The 19,950-nt window shown below is 63.2% G+C and carries 17 protein-coding genes; 6 read left to right on the top strand and 11 right to left on the bottom strand.

Annotated elements, in window-relative coordinates; translation table 11 throughout:
• Positions 1-32: 32 nt before the first annotated feature.
• Positions 33-1,166 (bottom strand): phytanoyl-CoA dioxygenase family protein, encoded by a 1,134-nt coding sequence (locus tag J3D60_RS07270; RefSeq protein ID WP_253490643.1) that lies wholly within the window; start codon positions 1,164-1,166, stop codon positions 33-35.
• Positions 1,166-2,008 (bottom strand): SDR family oxidoreductase, encoded by an 843-nt coding sequence (locus J3D60_RS07265; RefSeq protein WP_253490641.1) that lies wholly within the window; start codon positions 2,006-2,008, stop codon positions 1,166-1,168. Before J3D60_RS07265 ends, J3D60_RS07270 begins: the two co-directional genes overlap by 1 nt.
• Before the next feature lie 122 nt (positions 2,009-2,130).
• Here J3D60_RS07265 and J3D60_RS07260 point away from each other — a divergent pair, with 122 nt between their 5' ends.
• A complete protein-coding gene (locus J3D60_RS07260) occupies positions 2,131-3,156 on the top strand; it encodes a LacI family DNA-binding transcriptional regulator (protein ID WP_253490639.1) in 1,026 nt (341 codons plus the stop codon).
• A gap of 35 nt (positions 3,157-3,191) precedes the next feature.
• On the top strand, positions 3,192-4,196 hold the full coding sequence (iolG, locus tag J3D60_RS07255; protein ID WP_253490637.1) for an inositol 2-dehydrogenase: 1,005 nt from the start codon (positions 3,192-3,194) through the stop codon (positions 4,194-4,196).
• On the opposite strand, the gene J3D60_RS07250 is transcribed toward iolG, so the two are convergent.
• Positions 4,184-5,353 (bottom strand): GGDEF domain-containing protein, encoded by a 1,170-nt coding sequence (locus J3D60_RS07250; protein ID WP_253490635.1) that lies wholly within the window; start codon positions 5,351-5,353, stop codon positions 4,184-4,186. The two genes, iolG and J3D60_RS07250, sit on opposite strands and share 13 nt — an antisense overlap.
• A 110-nt stretch (positions 5,354-5,463) precedes the next feature.
• Positions 5,464-6,675 (bottom strand): MFS transporter, encoded by a 1,212-nt coding sequence (locus J3D60_RS07245; RefSeq protein ID WP_253490633.1) that lies wholly within the window; start codon positions 6,673-6,675, stop codon positions 5,464-5,466.
• A 97-nt stretch (positions 6,676-6,772) separates the two neighbouring features.
• Here J3D60_RS07245 and J3D60_RS07240 point away from each other — a divergent pair, with 97 nt between their 5' ends.
• Positions 6,773-7,594 (top strand): helix-turn-helix domain-containing protein, encoded by an 822-nt coding sequence (locus J3D60_RS07240; RefSeq protein WP_065942075.1) that lies wholly within the window; start codon positions 6,773-6,775, stop codon positions 7,592-7,594.
• Here the strand turns inward: J3D60_RS07240 and J3D60_RS07235 are convergent.
• Together J3D60_RS07235 and J3D60_RS07230 are read right to left on the bottom strand one after the other, a co-directional pair.
• Positions 7,551-10,160 carry an EAL domain-containing protein gene (locus J3D60_RS07235; protein WP_253490631.1) on the bottom strand — a complete coding sequence of 870 codons (2,610 nt, stop codon included), beginning with the start codon at positions 10,158-10,160 and terminating at the stop codon, positions 7,551-7,553. The two genes, J3D60_RS07240 and J3D60_RS07235, sit on opposite strands and share 44 nt — an antisense overlap.
• 66 nt (positions 10,161-10,226) lie before the next feature.
• Positions 10,227-10,577 (bottom strand): helix-turn-helix domain-containing protein, encoded by a 351-nt coding sequence (locus J3D60_RS07230; protein WP_199275504.1) that lies wholly within the window; start codon positions 10,575-10,577, stop codon positions 10,227-10,229.
• Positions 10,578-10,715: 138 nt separating this feature from the next.
• On the opposite strand from J3D60_RS07230, the gene J3D60_RS07225 reads away from it, so the two are divergent.
• Positions 10,716-11,459 carry an SDR family NAD(P)-dependent oxidoreductase gene (locus J3D60_RS07225; RefSeq protein WP_065942077.1) on the top strand — a complete coding sequence of 248 codons (744 nt, stop codon included), beginning with the start codon at positions 10,716-10,718 and terminating at the stop codon, positions 11,457-11,459.
• Here J3D60_RS07225 and J3D60_RS07220 read toward each other — a convergent pair.
• Both J3D60_RS07220 and J3D60_RS07215 read right to left on the bottom strand, forming a co-directional pair.
• Positions 11,411-12,616: an MFS transporter gene (locus tag J3D60_RS07220; protein ID WP_253490629.1), complete on the bottom strand. Its 1,206-nt coding sequence runs from the start codon at positions 12,614-12,616 to the stop codon at positions 11,411-11,413. The genes J3D60_RS07225 and J3D60_RS07220 overlap by 49 nt on opposite strands.
• Entirely contained in the window at positions 12,613-13,635 is a 1,023-nt protein-coding gene (locus J3D60_RS07215) for an alpha/beta hydrolase (RefSeq protein ID WP_065942079.1), read from the bottom strand. Before J3D60_RS07215 ends, J3D60_RS07220 begins: the two co-directional genes overlap by 4 nt.
• A 165-nt stretch (positions 13,636-13,800) precedes the next feature.
• Between J3D60_RS07215 and J3D60_RS07210 the strand changes: the two genes are divergently transcribed.
• Positions 13,801-14,724, top strand: a complete 924-nt coding sequence (locus J3D60_RS07210; protein WP_253490627.1) for an AraC family transcriptional regulator — start codon at positions 13,801-13,803, stop codon at positions 14,722-14,724.
• Here J3D60_RS07210 and J3D60_RS07205 read toward each other — a convergent pair.
• Together J3D60_RS07205 and proP are read right to left on the bottom strand one after the other, a co-directional pair.
• Positions 14,699-15,205, bottom strand: a complete 507-nt coding sequence (locus J3D60_RS07205; RefSeq protein ID WP_092485038.1) for a GAF domain-containing protein — start codon at positions 15,203-15,205, stop codon at positions 14,699-14,701. The genes J3D60_RS07210 and J3D60_RS07205 overlap by 26 nt on opposite strands.
• A 52-nt stretch (positions 15,206-15,257) precedes the next feature.
• The gene (gene proP, locus J3D60_RS07200) at positions 15,258-16,760 is read right to left on the bottom strand and encodes a glycine betaine/L-proline transporter ProP (protein WP_253490625.1); all 1,503 of its coding nucleotides are present in this window, start codon (positions 16,758-16,760) and stop codon (positions 15,258-15,260) included.
• 519 nt (positions 16,761-17,279) lie between these two features.
• On the opposite strand from proP, the gene J3D60_RS07195 reads away from it, so the two are divergent.
• Positions 17,280-18,683, top strand: a complete 1,404-nt coding sequence (locus J3D60_RS07195; protein ID WP_065942081.1) for an MFS transporter — start codon at positions 17,280-17,282, stop codon at positions 18,681-18,683.
• A 224-nt stretch (positions 18,684-18,907) separates the two neighbouring features.
• Here the strand turns inward: J3D60_RS07195 and J3D60_RS07190 are convergent, their stop codons facing one another.
• Complete coding sequence (locus J3D60_RS07190) at positions 18,908-19,828, bottom strand: helix-turn-helix domain-containing GNAT family N-acetyltransferase (protein WP_253490623.1); 921 nt, start codon at positions 19,826-19,828, stop codon at positions 18,908-18,910.
• Positions 19,829-19,950 lie beyond the last annotated feature (122 nt).

Here is a 19,950-nt window from a genome sequence, read left to right as displayed (position 1 = left end):
TGTGCTCCGTTGTTTTTGTTGTTGTTAAAGCATCACGCCTGGCGCTTGGCCCGCAGTTGCGTCACGGCCGCAGCGAAGTCCTCATACGCCCAGCGTTCGTCGAGGGCTTGCAGCATGAGTTGTTGCCCGGTTTGCGGGGCCAGGCCCTGCAAAGGTGGGTCGGTGTCGAGGTTGGTGGGGAAGGCATAGCCGTCGGCGGTACAGGCCACCACCGCTGCAATTGCCTGGGCATCCAGGGCCGTGTTGGCCAGCAGGGCCGGGTACACCGCCAGCATCATGCGGTCGCGGTCGAGGGCCTCCATGGGCTTGCCGAAGGCCGAGGAGATTTGCAGCAGGTTGGCCATGCGCTGGTGGCCGGTCGTGCGGTTGGTGCCGGCGGCGTGGAACAGCGCCGGGTTGAAAAACAGCAGGTCGCCCTTGTCCAGCGCCAGTTGCACGGCGTGCTGCTGGAAGTGCTCGATAAATTCGGGGCGCCGCCAGGCCAGGTAACCCAGGGCGTATTGCTGGGAAAACGGCAGCAACTGGGTGGGGCCGCTTTCCAGCGGCATCGCCGAGTGGGCCACGGCGCCCTGCAACGTCAGGTACTGGGACAGCACATGCAAGGGCAGGGGAAAGCGTTCCACCACCTCGGTGGTCTGGAAGCCCAGGTGATAATCGCGGTGCGGCTGTTGCGCCTGGCCGCCGGGGTGCACCACGTTCACTTGCGCCGTCACCTGATAGCTCGGGCCCAGCCACGCCTCGGCGATCAGCCCCAGCAGCGGGTTGGCGTAATACTCCACAAAGGATTGCGGCGACTGCAGCGCCGCCTTCTGCAATGAATTCCAGATACGCCCGTTACTGCCGGCCTTGGCAAAATGGTCGGCGGCCACGCCTTGGGCGGCCTCCTGGGCAAAGATCGCCTCGAACACCTGGCTGTGGCGATCCACCACTTCCAGGTCCTCATAGGCGCGGCGCACCACCATCACGCCCGGTCCATCGCGAAACAAGCGGTGCAGCTCATTCATCACCGTGTGGCGGTCGCTGTTGCACAAGCTGCGGGCCTGATAGACCGGCACGTTGCCGAGCACTTCCGCAGCCAGGGGATAGTCCTCGGCACGCGCCTGTTGCGCGCAAATCTGCTTGAAATCCTCAATGCGTACATCCTGCGCTGTCGCAAATGCCGACATTACTCACCTCCCAGGCTCAGGGCCTTGAAGGGCTGCGGGCTGCCGCTGTCGGTGCAGCCGACCACGCCTTGTTCCAGGTCGATCACCGCGCCGGTCATCATCCCCGACTCGCGCGACAGCAGGAACGCCACGCTTTGCGCCACCTCTTCGGGCTTGAGCAGGCGACCGAACGGCTGCGCGCGTTCCGCCTCAGCCAGCCAACCGTCCTGGGCGCCGTGGTACTGGCGCTGGATCTGATCCTCATGGGGCGTGTCCATCCAGCCGATGTTCAGGCCGTTGACGCGGATCCGGTTGCGCAGCGCACTGAACGCCACGTTCCTGGTCAGGATCGCCAGCGCACCTTTGGACGCCGCATACGCGCAAAGGAACGATTGCCCGCCATGCCCGGTGATGCTCTGGATATTCACCACGGCGCCTTCCACGCCCTGGCTGATCATCAATTTCAACGCGTCCTGCATCAGGAAAAACGGCGCCCGCACATTCACCGCCATCAGCCGATCGAACAGCTCCGGCGAGGTGTCGACAATGGTGCCGCGGTCCGACATCCCGGCGCAGTTCACCAGGCCATGCAAGGTGCCGAAGTGGGTACGCGCGGCGTCGATGATCGCGCGGCAATCCTCGACCTGTTCAAGGTCGGCCTCGACAAAAAACGCCTGGCAATCCAGCTGCGCCAACTGCCGCACCTGTTCTTCGCCCTGGGCGCGGCGCCGCCCGCAAATGATCAGCCCGGCGGCGCCGCGTCGCGCCAGGGTGTGGGCCACGGCGGCGCCCAGGCCCTGGGTGCTGCCGGTGACGACAAAATATTGGCCGTTGAACGTACTGGCGAGGTCGGCTTGAGGCATGGGGGTCTCCTGGATTGTTGTTGTTTTGATTGCCCGGCTCGACGCCGGACAAAACTGAGACTAGCATTGCAAAACCTCAGTAATACCTAAAAAAGACCTCATAAACACCTCAGGCGAAACCCATGCTCGAACGCGCCAAACACTTCTCCATCAAGCAGCTCGCGACCCAGGCGGGCGTGAGCAAGGCCACGGTCGACCGCGTGCTGCACCAGCGCGGCAGCGTGCACGCCCAGACTCGCCGACGTATCGAGCAGGCGCTGGATGAACTGGAGTCCCAGGAGAAAAACGGCCTGGCGGTAGGGCGCACCTTCCATGTCGACGTGATCATGCACACCCCTCAGCGTTTCAGCGCCGCGGTGCAGGCGGCGATCACCGCGCAACTGGCCAGCCTGGCGCCGTTTCGCATCGCCCCGCGTTTTCACCTGTTCGAAGAAATCGAGCCCCAGGCCATGCACGATCAGTTGCTGCGCTGCCTCGACACCGGCAGCCAGGGCGTGGTGCTCAAGGCCGCCGACGAGCCGGCGGTGAACCTGGCCGTCAAGCACCTGATCGCGGCGGGCATCCCGGTGGTGACCCTGGTGACGGACCTGCCGCAAAGCGAACGCATCGGTTATGTCGGCATGGACAACCGCACCGCCGGCCAGACCGCCGCCTACCTGATGTCGCGCTGGCTACCGGCGTTGCCCCAGGACGTGGCGGTGGTGATCGGCAGCGAGTTGTTCCGGGGCGAGGAGGAGCGCGAGATGGGCTTTCGCGCCTGGCTGCGCGGGCGAGCCCCCCACCTGCGGGTGCTGGACGTCAGCGGCGGCTATGGCGTGTACCCGCGCACCTTCGAGCGGGTCACCCAGGCGCTGCAACAGCATCCCGGCCTCAAGGCGGTGTACAGCGTCGGTGGCGGCAACCGTGCGATTGTCGACGCCTTCGCCGCCCTGGGTCGCCCGCTGGAAGTGTTTATCGGCCACGACCTCGACGAAGAAAACCGCCAACTGCTGCTGGACGAAAAAATCGCCGCGATCATCGACCACAACCTGCAGATCGATGCCCGCCACGTGTTCCTGCACATCCTGCACTACCACCGGTTGTGGAAGGCCGGGCCGATTGCGCCGTCACAGGTGCAGATCGTCACCCCGTTCAACCTGCCGGACTGAGTACTCCCTCCAACAACAACATCAGGAGTTCAACCATGCTACGTATCGCTGTTCTAGGTGCCGGGCGCATCGCCAGGATCCACGCCGCCAACGTCGCCGCCCACCCGAATGCCACGCTGGTGCTGGTGGCCGACCCCTGGCGCGAAGGCGTCGATGCCCTCAGCCGCCAACTGGGCTGTGAGGCGGCCTACGATTGTGCCGCCGTCCTCACGCGCAAAGACATCGACGCCGTGGTCATCGGCACCCCCACCGACACCCATATCGACCTGCTGTTGGCCGCCGTCGCCGAGGGCAAGTCGGTACTCTGCGAGAAGCCCATCGACCTCGACATCGCCAAGGCCCGCAGCGCCGCCCAGGCCGTGGAACGCCAGGGCGGCAAGGTGATGCTCGGCTTCAATCGCCGTTTCGACCCCGACATGCTGCGCCTGCGCCAGGCCCTGGATGCCGGCCAGATCGGCGCGGTGCGCCAGGTGATCATCACCAGCCGCGACCCAGGCCTGGCGCCGCGGGATTACCTGGAACACTCCGGCGGCATCCTGCGCGACATGACCATCCACGACTTCGACACCGCCCGCCACCTGCTCGGCGAAGAACCGGTGGAAGTCAGCGCCATTGCCAGCCGCCTGGTGGACCCGAGCCTGGAACAGATCGACGACTACGACAGCGTGATGGTCCTGCTGCGTACCGCCTCCGGCAAGCAATGCCATATCAACTGCTGCCGCCAGGCGGTGTACGGCTACGACCAGCGCGTGGAAGTCTCCGGCGCCCTTGGCGTGCTGCTCACCGACAACCATCGCCCCAGCACCCTGCGCCACTGGAGCGCCGACCACACCGAAGCGCTGGAACCGTTGCAGCATTTCTTCCTGGAGCGTTACGCCGATGCCTATCGCAATGAGCTGACCCGGTTTATCGATGCGCTGAACAGCGGCCAGCCGCTGCCCACCAGTGTGCGCGACGGGTTGTATGCGCTGCATCTGGCCGATTGTGCGTTGGAGTCGGTGAGGACGGGGAGGTGTGTAGCGGTGAGTTACGACCTGTAGGCCCCGGCTCCGGTCCGATCCACCAACCGAATGCTGTCCCGCCCGCCACGCTTGGATTCATACAGCGTGGTATCTCCCTGTTCGATCAGCGCCGCCAGGCTGGCCGGCGGCTGGTCGAACAGGGTGGCGCCGATGCTCAGGGTCACCGGCGCGGGCGTGGCGAAGGTTTGTGCGGCCAGTTGCTGGAACTGCTCGCGCAGGCTGCTGCCCAGTTCGACGATCTGCTCGGTCGAGGCCGGGTTGAGCAGGATCACAAACTCATCACCGCCCAAACGTGCGGCCAGCGCGCCTCGGGGCACGACTGCGCGAATCATCTCGCTCAAGGCGATCAACACACGGTCGCCGGCGGTATGGCCGTGGAGGTCGTTGACCGACTTGAAGTTGTCGATATCGATCAGCAGCAGGGCGCCCGGTTGTTGCGCCGACACCTGGGCCAGCAGGCGCGGCGCGCGCAGGTCGAGGGCGCGGCGGTTGTAGAGGGCGGTGAGCGGGTCGCGGGCAGCGAGGCGGGCGATCTGCTGTTCGCGGCGGTAGCGTTCCGAGCCGGTCATCGACAGCGCAATCAGCATGATCGCCATGGCGCCTTCCACCAGGGACACCTGGATGATCTCGCCCTTGAACGCCGCAAGGTCGATCAAGGTGCCGGGGATCACCACCGACAGCGCCTTGGCCACGTAGAACATGCCGTGGACCAGCAGCACATAACGCAGTTGCACCGCGCCGATGCTCAATGATCGGCCGTGGGGCCGCAGCAGGAAACTGGCGCGCAGGGTCGGCAGTGCGACCAGCAGCGACTGCACGCCCAACATGGCTTTGGACCACGGCAGGTCGGTCGGGAGCATCAGCATGCCCAGCCACACGGCCAGCAGCAGCCACCATCGCGGCGACAGGCGTACCTGGGTAAAGCGCGCGACCCCGAGCAAGAACAGGCAGTGCGCGGCCACCAGCAGTCCGTTGGCAAACCAGATGCCGATGAGCAGGTAGCCATTGATGCGCAGCAGGGCCAGGGTGGAGCCGACGGTGATGGTGGCGAAACCGGCGCTCCAGAACAGCAGCGAAGGTTCGCGCACGCTGCGCCATTCGATAGCCAGGTACAGGGCAGCAGCGGCGGCCAGGGCAACGGTGAGTGCCAAAATCGTAGGAGGGTCGAGCGTCATTTCGTGCCGGGTCTGCCTGGGTGTGCGTTGAAGCCGGGGATTGTAAGCGCACACGCAGGTTTTTCAGAGCCCAAAGGATAATGGCATACAGCCATCCGATGATCGGCGGTCTAGACGCCTTTGGTCGACGGCAGCAGTATCGTCAGGATGCCCACCAGTGGCAGGAACGAGCACAGTGTGTAGACGTACTCAATGCCGTGGCTGTCGGCGAGCAGTCCGAGCAAGGCCGCGCCGATCCCGCTGAAGCCGAACATCAGGCCGAAAAAGATCCCGGCGATCATGCCGACATTGCCCGGCACCAGTTCCTGGGCAAACACCACGATGGCCGAGAACGCCGAGGCGAGGATAAAGCCGATCACCACGCTGAGCACGGCGGTCCAGAACAGGTCGACGTAGGGCAGGGCCAGGGTGAACGGCGCGGCACCGAGGATCGAGAACCAGATGACTTTCTTGCGCCCGATCCGGTCGCCGATCGGCCCGCCCGCGAAGGTGCCCACGGCCACCGCACCGAGGAACAGGAACAGGTACATCTGGGAACTCGACACCGACAGGTGGAATTTTTCAATCAGGTAGAACGTGAAGTAGCTGGTCAGGCTGGTCATGTAGAAGTACTTGGAGAACACCAGCACTGCCAGCACCACCAGGGCAAACGTCACGCGTCCTTTGGACAGGCCGTGGGTGGCCTTGCCGCCTTGCTTGAGCTTGAACAGGTTGAGGTGGTTGCGGTACCAGCGGCTCAAGCCATACAGCACCAGGATCGCGAACACGGCAAACAGCCCGAACCAGGCGATGTTGCCCTGGCCATAGGGAATGATGATCGCCGCCGCGAGCAACGGCCCCAACGCGCTGCCGGTGTTGCCGCCGACCTGGAAGGTCGATTGCGCCAGGCCATAGCGCCCGCCGGAGGCCAGGCGCGCGACGCGCGAGGTTTCCGGGTGGAAGGTCGACGAGCCGACGCCCACCAGGCCTGCCGCCAGCAGGATCGCCGGGAAGCTGCCGACAAACGCCAGCATCAGGATGCCGACCAGGGTGCAGACCATGCCCGCTGGCAGCAGCCACGGCTTGGGATGCCGGTCGGTGTGGTAGCCGATCCAGGGTTGCAGCAGCGAGGCGGTCAGCTGGAACGTCAGGGTGATCAGGCCGACCTGGGTAAACGTCAGGCCATAGTTGGCCTTGAGCATCGGGTAGATCGACGGCAATACGGCCTGGATCAGGTCATTGATCATGTGCGCCAGGGCACAGGCGCCGAGGATACGCAGGACTAACGGGCTTACGTGGGGCGGACTCGAGGTGGCGGCAGGTGATGCGGTCAGGGTCGACATGCAGGCATTCCATACAAGGCAGCGAACAGGGGCAGCGAGTACTTGAGCAGGCTGCCCATTTCAATTTGTTTCAGAGCTTATGCTAGATTCCCCAGGAATGCCTGTCTCGCGTAATTCGGGAGGCAACCATCGTAAAAAGGGCGAAATGATCAAATCACTGGATAAATTTTTGCAGGAAATCGATGAGGGCGACTGGGCCGTCATCAGTTCGGCCACCGATTATCCGGAAAACTGGGTGATCCCCGACCACAGTCACGAAAAGCATCAATTACTCTACGCCACCGAAGGCGTGATGGTGGTGCATTCGGCGCACAACCAATGGACGGTTCCGCCCAATCGCGGCTTCTGGATGCCCTGCGGGCACGTGCACTCCCTGCGTTGCGTGGGCGCCCTGAAAATGCGCAGCGTGTTCGTGCGCCCCGACAGTTTCCCCAACCTGCCGACCGAGACCAAGGCGGTGAGTATTTCGCCGCTGCTCAGCGAGCTGATCAAGGCCTCCGTGAGCTTGAAACCGCCCTATGCCGAAGACTCCCGCGATGCGCGGATCATGCACCTGATCCTCGACGAGCTGGCGCTGTTGCCGGCCTTGCCGCTGTCGCTGCCGCAGCCCGCCGATCTGCGGATCCAGCAGATCTGCCTGGCGTGGCAGGAGGACCCGGGCGATGCCTCCACCGTGGCGGATTGGAGCGAGCGCCTGGCCCTCGACCAGAAAACCATCCAGCGCCTGTTCCGCAAGGACACCGGCATGACTTTCGGCCAATGGCGCCAGCAGGCGCGGCTGCTGCTGGCATTGGAGCGTATCGCGGTGGGGCAGAAGATTATCGACGTGGCCCTGGAGCTGGGCTACGAAAGCCCCAGCGCATTTACCAGCATGTTCAAGAAACAGTTTGGCAAGACCCCGAGTCATTTTTTCCGCTGACGTCGGCGCAGTAGTCGTCCAGCAGGCCGTTGAATGCGTCGATATCCAGCGGTCGGCTGAGGAAGTAGCCTTGGCCTTCTTCACACGCCACGCTTTTGAGCATGGCCAGGTGCTCAGCGGTTTCGATGCCTTCGGCCGTGACCGTCAGGGCAAGGGCACGGCCCAAGCCGACAATGGCTTGGATAATCGCCTTGTCATCCTCGCTTTCCTCCAGCCGGGTGAGGAAGCTGCGGTCGATTTTCAGGCCATCGAACGGGAACGCCCGCAAGTAGCTGAGGGACGAATAGCCGGTGCCGAAGTCATCCATGGCAATGCGGATGCCCAGTTGCTTGAGTGTGCGCATCACTTCAAGTGCGCCGACGGCGTCCTCGAGCATGACGCTTTCGGTCATTTCCACCTCAAGGCGCGCAGGGTCGATACCCGAGGCGTCCAGGGCGTGGCGCACGCGCTCCACCAGGTTGCCGCGCTTGAACTCGGTGGGTGACAGGTTCACCGAGACGAACAGCGTGTCGGGCCACTGCGCCGCGCACGCACAGGCAGTTGCCAGTACCCAGTCACTCAGCGCCAGGATCAGCCCCGATTCTTCGGCAATCGGAATAAAGGTGTCCGGGGCGATCAGCCCGCGTACCGGATGCTGCCAGCGCACCAGGGCTTCGGCCCCGACCATCTGCCCATCGGCGATGCGATAGCGCGGCTGGAAGTGCAGGCGCAGTTCGGCGTGCTTGATCGCAAAGCGCAGATCGCTCTCCAGGCGCCGCCGCTCGATGATCCGCGTATTCATGTCTCCGGAGTAAAAGCGCCAGGTATTGCGCCCGGCCGCCTTGGCCTCATACAGCGCGATATCGGCGTAGCGCAGTAGTTCGGTGGCATCGCGGGCATCGGTGGGCGCCAGGGCAATGCCGATACTGGCGCTGATAAACACCTCTTGTTCGTCGATTTTGATCGCCTGCTCGATGGACTCGATCAAGCGCAGGCACAGGCTTTCGACTTCATCCTGGCTGCCGGCGTCGCTGAGGATCAGCACAAACTCATCGCCGCCGACGCGGGCCACCAGGTCACCATGGCGCACGCAAGCGGCCAGGCGGCCGGACACTTGATTGAGCACCCGGTCACCGGCGGCGTGGCCGAGCAGGTCATTGACCGGCTTGAAGCGGTCCAGGTCGAGGCTGAGCATCACCAGCGGCTGCTCGGCGCTGGGCAGGGCCTTGAGTTTGCCGTCCAGGAACGCCTGCAGGCGTGTGCGGTTGGGCAGCCCGGTCAGGGCGTCGTGTTGAGACAGGTACTCGATGCGCCGACGTGCTTCGACTTCTTCGGTGACGTCGGTGGCCGTCCCGCGAAACCCGCCACAGGGCATTTCCCGGGCCGACAGCCGGGTTGTGCGCTCCTGTCCCTGGGCATCGATATAGCGGCATTGCACACTGATGTCCACGCGCCGGCCCGGAGTGCTCAGCCACTGCGACAGCAGGTCGGCCTCGGTGTCCAGCAGGTCGCTCATGGCCGCACCGAGCCAGGCTTGCCGGGTCAGGCCGGTGACGCTTTCGAAACGCTCCGACAGGTAGGTAAAACGCCAGCCGACATCGATTTCCCAGACCCAGTCCGAGCTGGCCTCCACCACGTCACGAAAGCGCGCCTCGCTGGTGGCCAGGGCGGCCTGGCTGTCTTGCAGCGAGGTGTGGCTGGCATCCAGGGCGAGGGCGGCGGCGGTGGTGCGGCGCAGTATCACCCAGGTCATCAGGCACACCAGCAACGCGGCCAGGCCCAGCAGCGGCAGGCCTACGCTCATCAAACGCAGGCCGGGCCGGGCCGGTTCCCAGTGCAGGCTGCCGGCGGCGCCGTTGTCGCCCAGGGGGAAAACCAGGGTCTGGCCGATGTCATCGGGCGTGGCCACATGCAGCTTGCCCACGCCGAACTCATCGCCGATTGCGTGCAACTTGGCGCTGTTGAGGACATCGACGAAGATCAACACCGAGGCCGGCCGGCCATCGGGCACTACCGTGGGGTCGGTGCCGGGTGTGATCGCGGCGGCGGCCACCAGTGCCGGGCTGCCGCGTACATTGATGAACGCCGTGACCGGTGTTTCGTTTTCAGCCCCGGCACGCGCCTGCTCGATAATCTCGGTCAAGGGCTGGTCGAGCCACTGCGAGAGCTCGATGCTTTGCAGCTCGCCCTTGATCACCGAGTAGACCGTGCGATTGTCGTTATCGACCACAAACAGGCCTTGGAAACCGAAGTCCTGATACAGCGTGGCGCCGACGTTGCCGCGCGCATAGGCCCAGTCGCTGTCGACGGTCATGTGCAGGTGCTTGTAGGCGTCGCTCCAGAAGGCGTAGTCCTTGACAGTCACCCGCAGGGACTTCTCCAGGGATTGCACGGCTTTACGCGTATAAAACGCGCTTTCCTGCTGTTCGGAGTGATCCAGCTCGTGCGCGAGGTAAACCAGGGAATAGGCGGCGGCGGCAAAGACCAGGGCCAGCAACGCCACGAAATTGAACAGCGACGTGCGCGCCAGCGACAGGCTGCTGCGGTCGGACAAGGTGCGGACGATAGGGGCGAGAGAGTTCGGCATGGTTTCCCGCAGGACGTCGCTGCAAGTCATTGGTATGACGGGTTATCGGCGGCGCGGGTAAAAAACTTAGCGCTTCGGTGTTGGCGGGCGTTGAAGCGCGGTGCGCCCTCGGGATGGCGGCTTCACCGGCAGGCTGTCGCCGTATTCAGCCCACCACGCCATCAGCGCCTGCAGGGTCGGCGCGAGCGCGCGGGCTTTGGCGGTTATTTCATATTCGACCCGGGGCGGTACTTCGGCGAACACCGTGCGGGTCACCAGGCCATCGTCTTCCAGCTCGCGAAGTTGGGCCGTGAGCATATGTTGGGTAATGCCGCCGATGGTCTTGCGCAGCTCGCCGAACCGATAGACCCGCTGGTTCAACAGCCACATGATTTCCAGTTTCCACTTGCCGCTGAGCAGTGAAAATGCACGCCGCATTTCTTCATGCATATTCAGCTTTTCAACGCTTTTAGTCTGGTTTTCCATACTGACTGCCACTTTTTCATCCTACTTGTGCGAATTCATCTCGGCGGGGATCTTAGCTGAAATTCATCCCTCACAGACTGGAGAAAACACATGTCCCGACTCAACGCAAAAGTCGCCATTGTCACCGGTGCCGGACGTGGTATCGGCCGCGCCACGGCCAAGCTGTTCGCGGCCCAGGGCGCCAAGGTCGCCGTGGTGTCGCGCACCCCGGAAAACGTCGCGCGCGTGGTGGCCGATATCCAGGCCGCAGGCGGCACGGCGCTCGGCGTGGTGTGCGACCTGGCTGATGCGGCGCAGGTCAGCGCAGCGGTGGCGAACGTCGTCGCCACCTATGGCGGCATCGACATTCTGGTCAATAACGCATTCGACCCGTCCGTGGTGTTTTCCTCGGTGCTCGAGTTGCCGGTCGAACAACTGCAACGCAACCTGGACATGGGCCCGATCGCCTACCTGCGCACCATGCAAGCCTGCTACCCGTACCTCAAGGCCAGCGGCGCAGGGCGGGTGATCAACTTCGGTTCGCTGGCCGGCATCATCGGCCTGCAAGGCTACGCGCCCTACAACATGGCCAAGGAAGCGGTACGCGCGCTGACCCGCTCGGCCGCGCGGGAATGGGGCGTGGATAACATCACCGTCAATAACCTGCTGCCGGTGGCCGATACCTGGGGTGATAGTTATGACGCGCCGGCACCCACCAATGTGCTCGGGCGTTATGGCTCGCCGGAAGACGACATCGCGCCGGTGGCGCTGTTCCTGGCCAGCCAGGATGCGCAGTTCATCACCGGCTACAGCCTGACACCGGATGGCGGGCAGATCATCGACAGTGCGCGTTGACTGACCCGCGCAGCGGCCCAGGCGAGTATCGCCGCCATGCACAGTAGTGCGGCGCTCAAGGCAAACGTCACCTGGTAGCCGCACAGGTCAAACACCACGCCGCCCAGCGTTGCCCCGGCAGCGATTGCCAGTTGGATGATGGCAACCATCAAGCCGCCCCCTGCCTCGGCATCTTCAGGCAGGGTTTTTGCCAGCCAGGTCCACCAGCCCACCGGCGCGGCGGTTGCTACCAGGCCCCACACACAGAGCAGCGCGCCGGTGATAACGGGCGAACTGCCGAATGCGACCAACGCCAGGGCGATCACCGCCATCAATACGGGAATGGCGATCAGCGTGGGGTACAGGCCGTTCTTCAGGACACGCTCGATCAGCAGTGTGCCGGCCAAACCGGCCAGGCCGAGCACCAGCAGCATCAACGACAGCAGCGATACACCCACCTGGGTAACACCTTCCAGAAAGGGTCTCAGGTAGGTGAACAGCATGAACTGGCCCATGAAAAACACGCTGACGGCCAGCATGCCCAGGGCCACCGGGGCGCGCTTGATCAAGCGCAACAGGTGGCCGTTGCCGGCCTGGCTGCGGGGCTTGATCGACGGCAGGCTCAGCAGCAGCCACAGCACCGCGACCACGGCCACCGGCACCACGCAGAAAAACGCGCCACGCCAGCCGATCAAACCACCGAGGAAACTGCCCAGCGGTGCCGCGATCACGGTTGCCAGTGCGTTACCGCCATTGACGATAGCCAAGGCGCGCGGCACCTGGCCCTCGGGCACCAGGCGCATGGCGGTGGCTGCCGACAGCGACCAGAAGCCGCCGATGGCCACGCCGATCAGGGCGCGGCCGAGCATGAAGATCAGGTAGTTCGGCGCGAACGCTACCACGCTGCCGGACACGATCATCAGCAAGGTCAGCGCGACCAGCAGGCGCTTGCGATCCATGCGCGCCGCCACTCGGGCGATCATCAGGCTGGTGAGCAAGGCAAACAGGCCTGACACCGAAATACCCTGGCCGGCCTGGCCTTGGCTGATGCCCAGGTCGGCGGCCAGCGGGGTCAACAGGCTCACCGGCATGAACTCCGAGGCCACCAGGGCAAAGGCCGCCAGGGACAGGGCGAAGACGGCGCCCCAGCGGGGCGCGTGAGGGTTTATCGAGATCACTTCAAGTGACTTTTAAAGAAGCTGGTGAGCTTGGCGAAGGGGATCAGGTTGACCCGGTCGTAGAGGTCCACATGGCCGGCGTTGGGGATGATCACCAGTTCCTTGGGCTCGGCGGCACGGTTGTAGGCATCTTCGCTGAACTCGCGGGAGTGGGCATCGGCACCGGCAATCAACAGCAACGGGCGAGGGGAAATGGTCTCGATGTCGTTGAACGGATAGAAGTTCATGAACTTCACGTTGCTGGTCAGCGTCGGCATGGTGGTGGTCTGCGGCGACGCGCCGGCCGGGGTGACTTCGCCGCGCGGTGTGCGGTAGAAATCGAAAAACTCATCGCCAATCGGGTTGCCGGTCCGCTTGAGCGGCGTGCCGCTGGTGTAGAGGGGCTCGCCGCCCTGGAATTCCACGTAACGCTGGTTGGCCGCCTGCACCAGCACCTGCCGGCGTTGTTCCGCTGTCATGCCGTGCTTGAGACCGTTGCGGTTGGCGGCGCCCATGTCGTACATGCTGACCGTGGCAATGGCCTTGAGGCGCGGGTCGATCTTGGCCGCCGCGATGGCAAAGCTGCCGCTGCCGCAGATGCCGATCACGCCGATGCGCTCACGATCGACCAGCGGCCGGGTGCCGAGGAAGTCCACGGCGGCGCTGAAGTCTTCGGCGTAGAGGTCGGGCAGCACCGCATTGCGTGGTGTGCCTGCGCTTTCGCCCCAGAACGACAGGTCCAGCGACAAGGTGACAAAGCCCTGTTCGGCCATTTTGGTGGCGTAGAGGTTGGCGCTCTGTTCCTTTACGGCACCCATCGGGTGGCCGACGATCAGCGCGGCGTTTTTCGAGGCCGGGGCGAGCTGTTTGGGCACGAACAGGTTGCCCGCCACCGGCATGCCGTATTGATTGTTGAAGGTGACTTTTTCGACGGACACCTTGTCGCTTGTGTAGAAGTTGTTTGCACCGTTGGACATGTCGGCTCCCAGAGAAGAGAACGAAATCACCAGCAGACTCAGGGTGAGCAAGAGGCTTTTCATGGATGGATCCTTGAGAAGGGGGTCGGCACATTTTCCCGGCGTGGCTGAGGGTTCTGTAGTGCGTTCCACTGGATTACTTGCCTGATCCTCTGAGTCTGGCGGGTTGCCGGGGACGCAAGCGGGCCGGTCGGGGTAAAGTCCAACGATCAGAGCAAAGGGCCCTTTATGAAGATCAATCAAACGCCCCTGGACGTGCTGGTCCACGCGATCGGCTCAAGGGTCTGCGTACCCGGCGACTACCCCATGCCCATCCCTGGCCTGGGCTTTTATCGGCGTGAGCAGCCCGCGACACCCGTGGTGTGCATGGTCGAGCCGAGCATCGTGCTGGTTGCCCAGGGTGAGAAGCGGCTGTGGGTCGGCGGCGAGGGGTACCCGTATGACACGGCACGATTTCTGGTCACGTCGCTGGATATACCGGCCAACTCCGAAGTGCTGGTCGCCAGCCCGACCCGCCCGTGCCTGGGCCTGACCTTCAAGCTCGACCTGCGCATCCTGGCCGAGCTGATCGCCCAGGGGGCGTTGCCGCCAACGCGTGAGCGGGCGGTGATGAAAGGCGTGGGGATTGGTGTCGTGACCGGCGCCATGCTCGCTTCATTTGCGCGCCTGGTTGAATTGCTTGATGAGCCCGAAGCGATACCGGTGCTCGCACCCTTGATCCAGCGCGAGATTCACTTCCGGCTATTGCAGAGCGACCAGGCCGGCCGACTGCGCCAGATCTGTTCCGTGGACGGGCAGGGTTATCGGATTGCGCGGGCGATCGATTGGCTCAAGCTCAATTACGACGTGCCGTTGCGCGTGGACGAACTGGCCGCGCGCGTGCAGATGAGCGCGGCGACCTTTCACCATCACTTTCGCCAACTGACGGCGATGAGCCCGCTGCAGTATCAGAAATGGCTGCGCCTCAACGAAGCGCGGCGCTTAATGTTGAACGAGCACCGGGACGTGTCCAGTGCGGCGTTCAAGGTCGGCTATGAAAGCCCGTCGCAGTTCAGCCGCGAGTACAGCCGGCTTTTTGGTGTGCCGCCCAAGCGCGATATGGCCATGCTGCGCGGCAAAGCGCCGGTCAGCGATCCGTTGGCGTCAAGTTAGCGTAGAAGATGCAGCCGATCAGCCGCGCAAACAGGCTGAGGGTTTCCGGCAGGTTGGGGTCGTCAAACAGCATCGCCCGGGAATCCAGCGCACACAGTGCGCCGAACAGGCGGCCATCCGGCAGGAAGATCGGCGCCCCGGCGTAGCTCTCGATGGCGTATTGCTTGACCACCGGGCGCGTGGCAAAGCGGCCATTGGCGCTGACCTGCGGGATAAACAGGGTCTGCGGGTTGATGCAGAACTCGCTGCACAGGGTGGTTTCCAGGTCGAGCACGTCATCGGCATGAATGCCCATGTCGAAGGGGTCGTGCGCTGAACAGACAATCCATTCCAGGTCAGTGAACTTGGCGATGCCGGCAAAGCGCATGCCCGTCAGGCGGGTGACCAATTGCAGGATGCTGGTGGTGGCTTCGATTTCGGCGATGGCAGCGCGTTCGTCGGCACTGAGTAACGCGTGTGCGGCGGTGAAGCTTGGAAGCATGGTTGAACACTCCACTGGCGTGGCGGCCCTTGCCACCACGCTTGGTCAGGTCTTAATTGATACGCGGATGCTGCTGCACCAGGTTCTGGCGCTTGGCTTCCAGTTCGGCAATCTCGGCGTCGATGTCTTCGATTTTCTGCTCGATATTGTCGTGATGCTCCTGCAGCAACTCCTTCGCTTCTTCCATGTCCGACGCAGCCGGTGCGGCGCCGCGCAGGGGTTTGTTGGCGGTTTCCTTCATGGTCAGGCCGGTGATCAGGCCGACCACCGCAAACACCATCAGGTAGTAGGCGGGCATGTACAGGTCGTTGGTGCTTTCCACCAGCCAGGCCACCGCGGTAGGGGTGACGCCGGCGATCAATACGGAGACGTTGAACGCACTGGCCAAGGCACTGTAGCGCAGGTGCGTGGGGAACATCGCCGGCAGCGTGGACGCCATGACGCCGATGAAGAAGTTAAGCACGACGGCCAGGATCAGCAAGCCGGCGAAGATCAGGCCGGTCTTGCCGCTGGTAATCAGCATGAAGGCCGGAATGGCCAGGAGCAGCAGGCCGATGCTGCCGGCGATGATGAAGGGCTTGCGGCCGATCTTGTCGCTGACAAAACCGATGAACGGCTGCACGAACAGCATGCCGACCATGATCGCGATGATGATCAGCACGCCGCTGTTTTCGGAGTAGTGCAGGTTATGGGACAGGTAGCTCGGCATGTACGTGAGCAGCATGTAGTACGTCACGTTGGTGGCCGCGACGATGCCGATGCAAGTCAGCAGGCTGCGCCAGTGCTTGGTGGCGATCTCCTTGAACGACACTTTCGGGCCATGGGTCAGGCCTTCGCGGTCACCCTGTTCGAGCTTGTCGACATGCTGTTGGAACGCCGGGGTTTCTTCCAGCGCATGGCGCAGGTACAGGCCGATCATGCCCAGGGGCAGGGCCAGGAAGAACGGCAGGCGCCAGCCCCAGGCCTCGAAGTCGGCTTCGCCCAGCACGCTGGAGATCAGCACCACGACACCGGCACCGAGCACGAAACCGGCGATGGAGCCGAAGTCCAGCCAGCTGCCGAGGAAACCGCGCTTGCGGTCCGGCGCATATTCGGCGACGAAGATCGAGGCGCCGGTGTATTCACCGCCCACCGAGAAGCCCTGGGCCATTTTGCACAGCAGCAGCAGGATCGGCGCCCAGATGCCGATGGAGGCGTACCCGGGAATCAGGCCGATGGCGAAGGTGCTCAGCGACATGATCACAATGGTCGCGGCGAGGACTTTCTGGCGCCCGTATTTATCGCCCAGCGCGCCGAAGAACAGGCCGCCCAGGGGACGAATCAGGAACGGCACGGAGAACGTCGCCAGTGCCGCGATCATTTGTACGCTGGGGGAGGCGTCGGGGAAGAACACCTTGCCCAATACATAGGCGACAAACCCGTAGACACCAAAGTCGAACCACTCCATGGCGTTACCCAGTGCGGCGGCGGTGATCGCCTTGCGCATCTTGGCGTCGTCAACAATGGTGATGTCTTTCAAACCGATGGGCTTGACGCTTTTCTTACGTAATTTCATGCGGACCACTCTAAAACAGAACAGGGGAGGTGCCATCGTTGCAATGGCACCGCTCTGTCAGTTCAGATACAAGCGGACATGAAATAATTCACCGCTATTTGCGTTTTTTTGCCTTGGGCGCAATTTGCGTGCAATGGGCTGGGTTTCGGGGTGAGCACCTACCCTGTGGCGATCCGGCATTCTGTGGTGAGCGGGCTTGCCCCGCGTTGGGCTGCGAAGCGGCCCCAATCAAGATCACTGTGTTCCATCAGACAAACCGCAGTGCCTGGTTTTCGGGCCGCTTCGCAGCCCAGCGCGGGGCAAGCCCGCTCACCACAAAAAGCCTGTTCGCCACGGTCATGCGCGCTTGTCGTCCTACAACCTAGCCGCGCCTGACACTTTTCACACCCGTGAGATAGCCAGCAAAAGCCATAATCTTTCAGATTGACAGCGGGTAGGTAGCCCGATATAAAAGCCACAGTTGTACGACGACATATGACGTTACATATGTCCTACCTAACAAAAATAAAAAGTGATGCCATGAACTTGATCGAGCCCATCAACGCCCAGCGCGTTGGCCAAGCTGTAGGCAACTATCGCTGGACCATCTGCGCGATGTTGTTTTTCGCGACCACCGTCAACTACCTCGACCGCCAGGTGCTCAGCCTGCTCGCGCCGCAGTTGTCGACGCAATTTGGCTGGAGCAACACCGATTACGCCAATATCGCGGCGGTGTTCCAGTTTGTGTATGCGATCTCCATGCTGTTCGCCGGGCGGTTCGTCGACAAGATCGGCACCAAGGCCGCCTACGTGATCGCGATTGCGGTCTGGTCCACCGGCGCCATCATGCATGCGTTCTCGGTACCGATGGGCGAGGGTATCGCGGCGGTCAGCGGTGCGCTCGGCCTGGCAGTGATCCCGGTGTCCATCGCCGGTTTCATGCTGTCCCGGGCCGTGCTGGCGATTGGCGAGGCGGGTAACTTCCCGATTGCGATCAAGGCCACCGCCGAATATTTCCCCAAGAAAGAACGCTCGCTGGCCACCGGGATCTTCAACTCCGGCGCCAACGTCGGCGCGATCCTGGCGCCGATCTGTGTGCCCCTGATCGCCGGGATGTGGGGCTGGGAAGCGGCCTTTATGGTCATCGGCATGCTGGGCTTTGTGTGGGTGGCGGTATGGGCGGCGGTGTATGAGAAGCCGGAGCAGCAAAAACGCCTGTCGGCCGAAGAGCTGGCCTATATCCGCAGCGACCAGGCGCAGCAGCCCTCTATCCCGCCGGTTGCAGGCGCGGTACAGAAAAAAGTCTCGTGGTTCAAGTTGCTCACCTACCGCCAGACCTGGGCGTTTGCCTTCGGCAAGTTCATGACCGATGGCGTGTGGTGGTTCTTCCTGTTCTGGCTGCCCACCTACCTGTCGGCGCAATACGGCATGAAAGGCGCCGATATCGTCATGCCGCTGGCCGTGCTGTACAGCATGACCATGGTCGGCAGCATCGGCGGCGGCTGGTTCCCCAGCTACTTCATGGCCCGTGGCGATGCCCCCTATGACGGCCGCATGAAAGCCATGCTGGTGATCGCGCTGTTCCCGTTGGTGGTGTTGCTGGCGCAACCGTTGGGCTACATCAGCTTCTGGGTACCGGTATTGCTGATCGGCGTCGGCGCCTCGGCGCACCAGGCGTGGTCGTGCAACATCTTCACCACCGTGTCCGACATGTTCCCGCAGAAAACCGTGGCCTCGGTGGTCGGTATCGGCGGCATGGCCGGCGGCATCGGCGGTGTGGTGATGACCAAGATCGGTGGCTGGGTGTTCGACTACTACAAGTCGATCAATGACATCCACACCGGCTACATGATCATGTTCGCGATCTGTGCGTTGGCGTACCTGGTGGCGTGGAGCGTGATGAAGACCCTGGTGCCGCGCCACAAGGAAATCACTGACCTGTAAACCCAGACCCGCTACCTCTGTGGTGAGCGGGCTTGTCGAATCGTCGCACCGCCCGCGTTGGGGTGCGAAGCGCCCCTGATGAAGACGAATGCGGTGCATCAGACACGCCTCTGCGCCAGGTTTAGGGGCTGCTGCGCAGCCCAACGCGGGACAAGCCCGCTCGCCACAGGTCCGTCGAATCACCCATAACGTTGTGTCGAGACCCATTCCTTCAAGCGCCTTTGCTACAGCGCGCGCGCCCAGGTCTGGCTGACCAGCTGCTTGCCGAAACTCAAGGTGGGCTCTTCTTCCACCAACTCGAAACCGGCTTTCTGGTAGAGCTTGCGCGCATCGGTCAGGGCGCTCATGGTCCACAGCATCATGCGGGTGTAGCCGGCATCGCGGGCAAAGCGCAGGCATTCGTCCACCAGGCGCTGGCCGATGCCCAGGCCCCGCGCACTCGCATCCACGTAGAGCATGCGCAGCTTGGCGGTTGTATCGTCATGGCGCACGACGAACACCGAACCCACCACCTCGCCATCCTTCTCCGCGATCCAGCAGCGCTCCCGCGCCGGGTCGAACTCGCGCAGGTACTTGGCGACGATCTCCGCCACCAGCGCTTCAAACTCCCAGTTCCAGTGGTATTCGCGGGCATACAGCGCCGCTTGCTGCTGCACCACCAGGCCCATATCCCCGGGGCGTGGATCACGCAGCAGGTAGCTCGACGCGCGGCCTTGCAACAGGGCCTGGATGCGTTGCATGGCGTCGGTCAATTGCTGCTGCTGGGGTTCGGGCAGGCTCTCGAGCAGGGCGATGACTTCATCCTGGGTCTGCTGTTCCAGGGGTGCCAGGACCGCGCGGCCGAGGTCGGTGAGGTGCAATTGCACCGCGCGCGCATCGGTGGCGCAGCGGACTTTCTGGATCAGGCCGTTTTTCTCGAAGCCACTGGTCAGGCGGCTCAGGTAACCCGCGTCAAGGCTGAGCATCTGGCACAGGTCGGCGCTGGTGAGGTCGCCACGGGAGGACAGCTCGTACATCACCCGAATTTCAGTCAGGGAATAGTCGCTGTGCAGCAGGTGTTCCTGCAGCACGCCGATCTGGTGGGTGTAGAAGCGATTGAAGCCGCGCACGATGCCGGCGCGTTCCACAAGCAGAGGGGTGGACATGGTGGATGCTCGAATGGTTGCCTGAGGCAATTATATTGTTGCTTCAGGCAAGCATGTCAACGGCTATGATCGCCGATCATGGTCATCCCAGGCTTGGCCGTCGCCTGTGGGCTCGTCAATAT

It is taken from the genome of Pseudomonas sp. S3E17, assembly GCF_024168685.1.
Taxonomy (GTDB): Bacteria; Pseudomonadota; Gammaproteobacteria; order Pseudomonadales; family Pseudomonadaceae; genus Aquipseudomonas; species Aquipseudomonas marginalis.
This window is presented reverse-complemented; position numbering and strand designations above follow the sequence as displayed.

Bases quoted from the DNA above. Each gene is read 5' to 3' on its own strand.
- J3D60_RS07270 (WP_253490643.1), bottom strand. From the start codon at position 1,166: ATGTCGGCATTTGCGACAGCGCAGGATGTACGCATTGAGGATTTCAAG.
- J3D60_RS07265 (WP_253490641.1), bottom strand. From the start codon at position 2,008: ATGCCTCAAGCCGACCTCGCCAGTACGTTCAACGGCCAATATTTTGTC.
- J3D60_RS07260 (WP_253490639.1), top strand. From the start codon at position 2,131: ATGCTCGAACGCGCCAAACACTTCTCCATCAAGCAGCTCGCGACCCAG.
- iolG (WP_253490637.1), top strand. From the start codon at position 3,192: ATGCTACGTATCGCTGTTCTAGGTGCCGGGCGCATCGCCAGGATCCAC.
- J3D60_RS07250 (WP_253490635.1), bottom strand. From the start codon at position 5,353: ATGACGCTCGACCCTCCTACGATTTTGGCACTCACCGTTGCCCTGGCC.
- J3D60_RS07245 (WP_253490633.1), bottom strand. From the start codon at position 6,675: ATGTCGACCCTGACCGCATCACCTGCCGCCACCTCGAGTCCGCCCCAC.
- J3D60_RS07240 (WP_065942075.1), top strand. From the start codon at position 6,773: ATGCCTGTCTCGCGTAATTCGGGAGGCAACCATCGTAAAAAGGGCGAA.
- J3D60_RS07235 (WP_253490631.1), bottom strand. From the start codon at position 10,160: ATGCCGAACTCTCTCGCCCCTATCGTCCGCACCTTGTCCGACCGCAGC.
- J3D60_RS07230 (WP_199275504.1), bottom strand. From the start codon at position 10,577: ATGCGGCGTGCATTTTCACTGCTCAGCGGCAAGTGGAAACTGGAAATC.
- J3D60_RS07225 (WP_065942077.1), top strand. From the start codon at position 10,716: ATGTCCCGACTCAACGCAAAAGTCGCCATTGTCACCGGTGCCGGACGT.
- J3D60_RS07215 (WP_065942079.1), bottom strand. From the start codon at position 13,635: ATGAAAAGCCTCTTGCTCACCCTGAGTCTGCTGGTGATTTCGTTCTCT.
- J3D60_RS07210 (WP_253490627.1), top strand. From the start codon at position 13,801: ATGAAGATCAATCAAACGCCCCTGGACGTGCTGGTCCACGCGATCGGC.
- J3D60_RS07205 (WP_092485038.1), bottom strand. From the start codon at position 15,205: ATGCTTCCAAGCTTCACCGCCGCACACGCGTTACTCAGTGCCGACGAA.
- proP (WP_253490625.1), bottom strand. From the start codon at position 16,760: ATGAAATTACGTAAGAAAAGCGTCAAGCCCATCGGTTTGAAAGACATC.
- J3D60_RS07195 (WP_065942081.1), top strand. From the start codon at position 17,280: ATGAACTTGATCGAGCCCATCAACGCCCAGCGCGTTGGCCAAGCTGTA.
- J3D60_RS07190 (WP_253490623.1), bottom strand. From the start codon at position 19,828: ATGTCCACCCCTCTGCTTGTGGAACGCGCCGGCATCGTGCGCGGCTTC.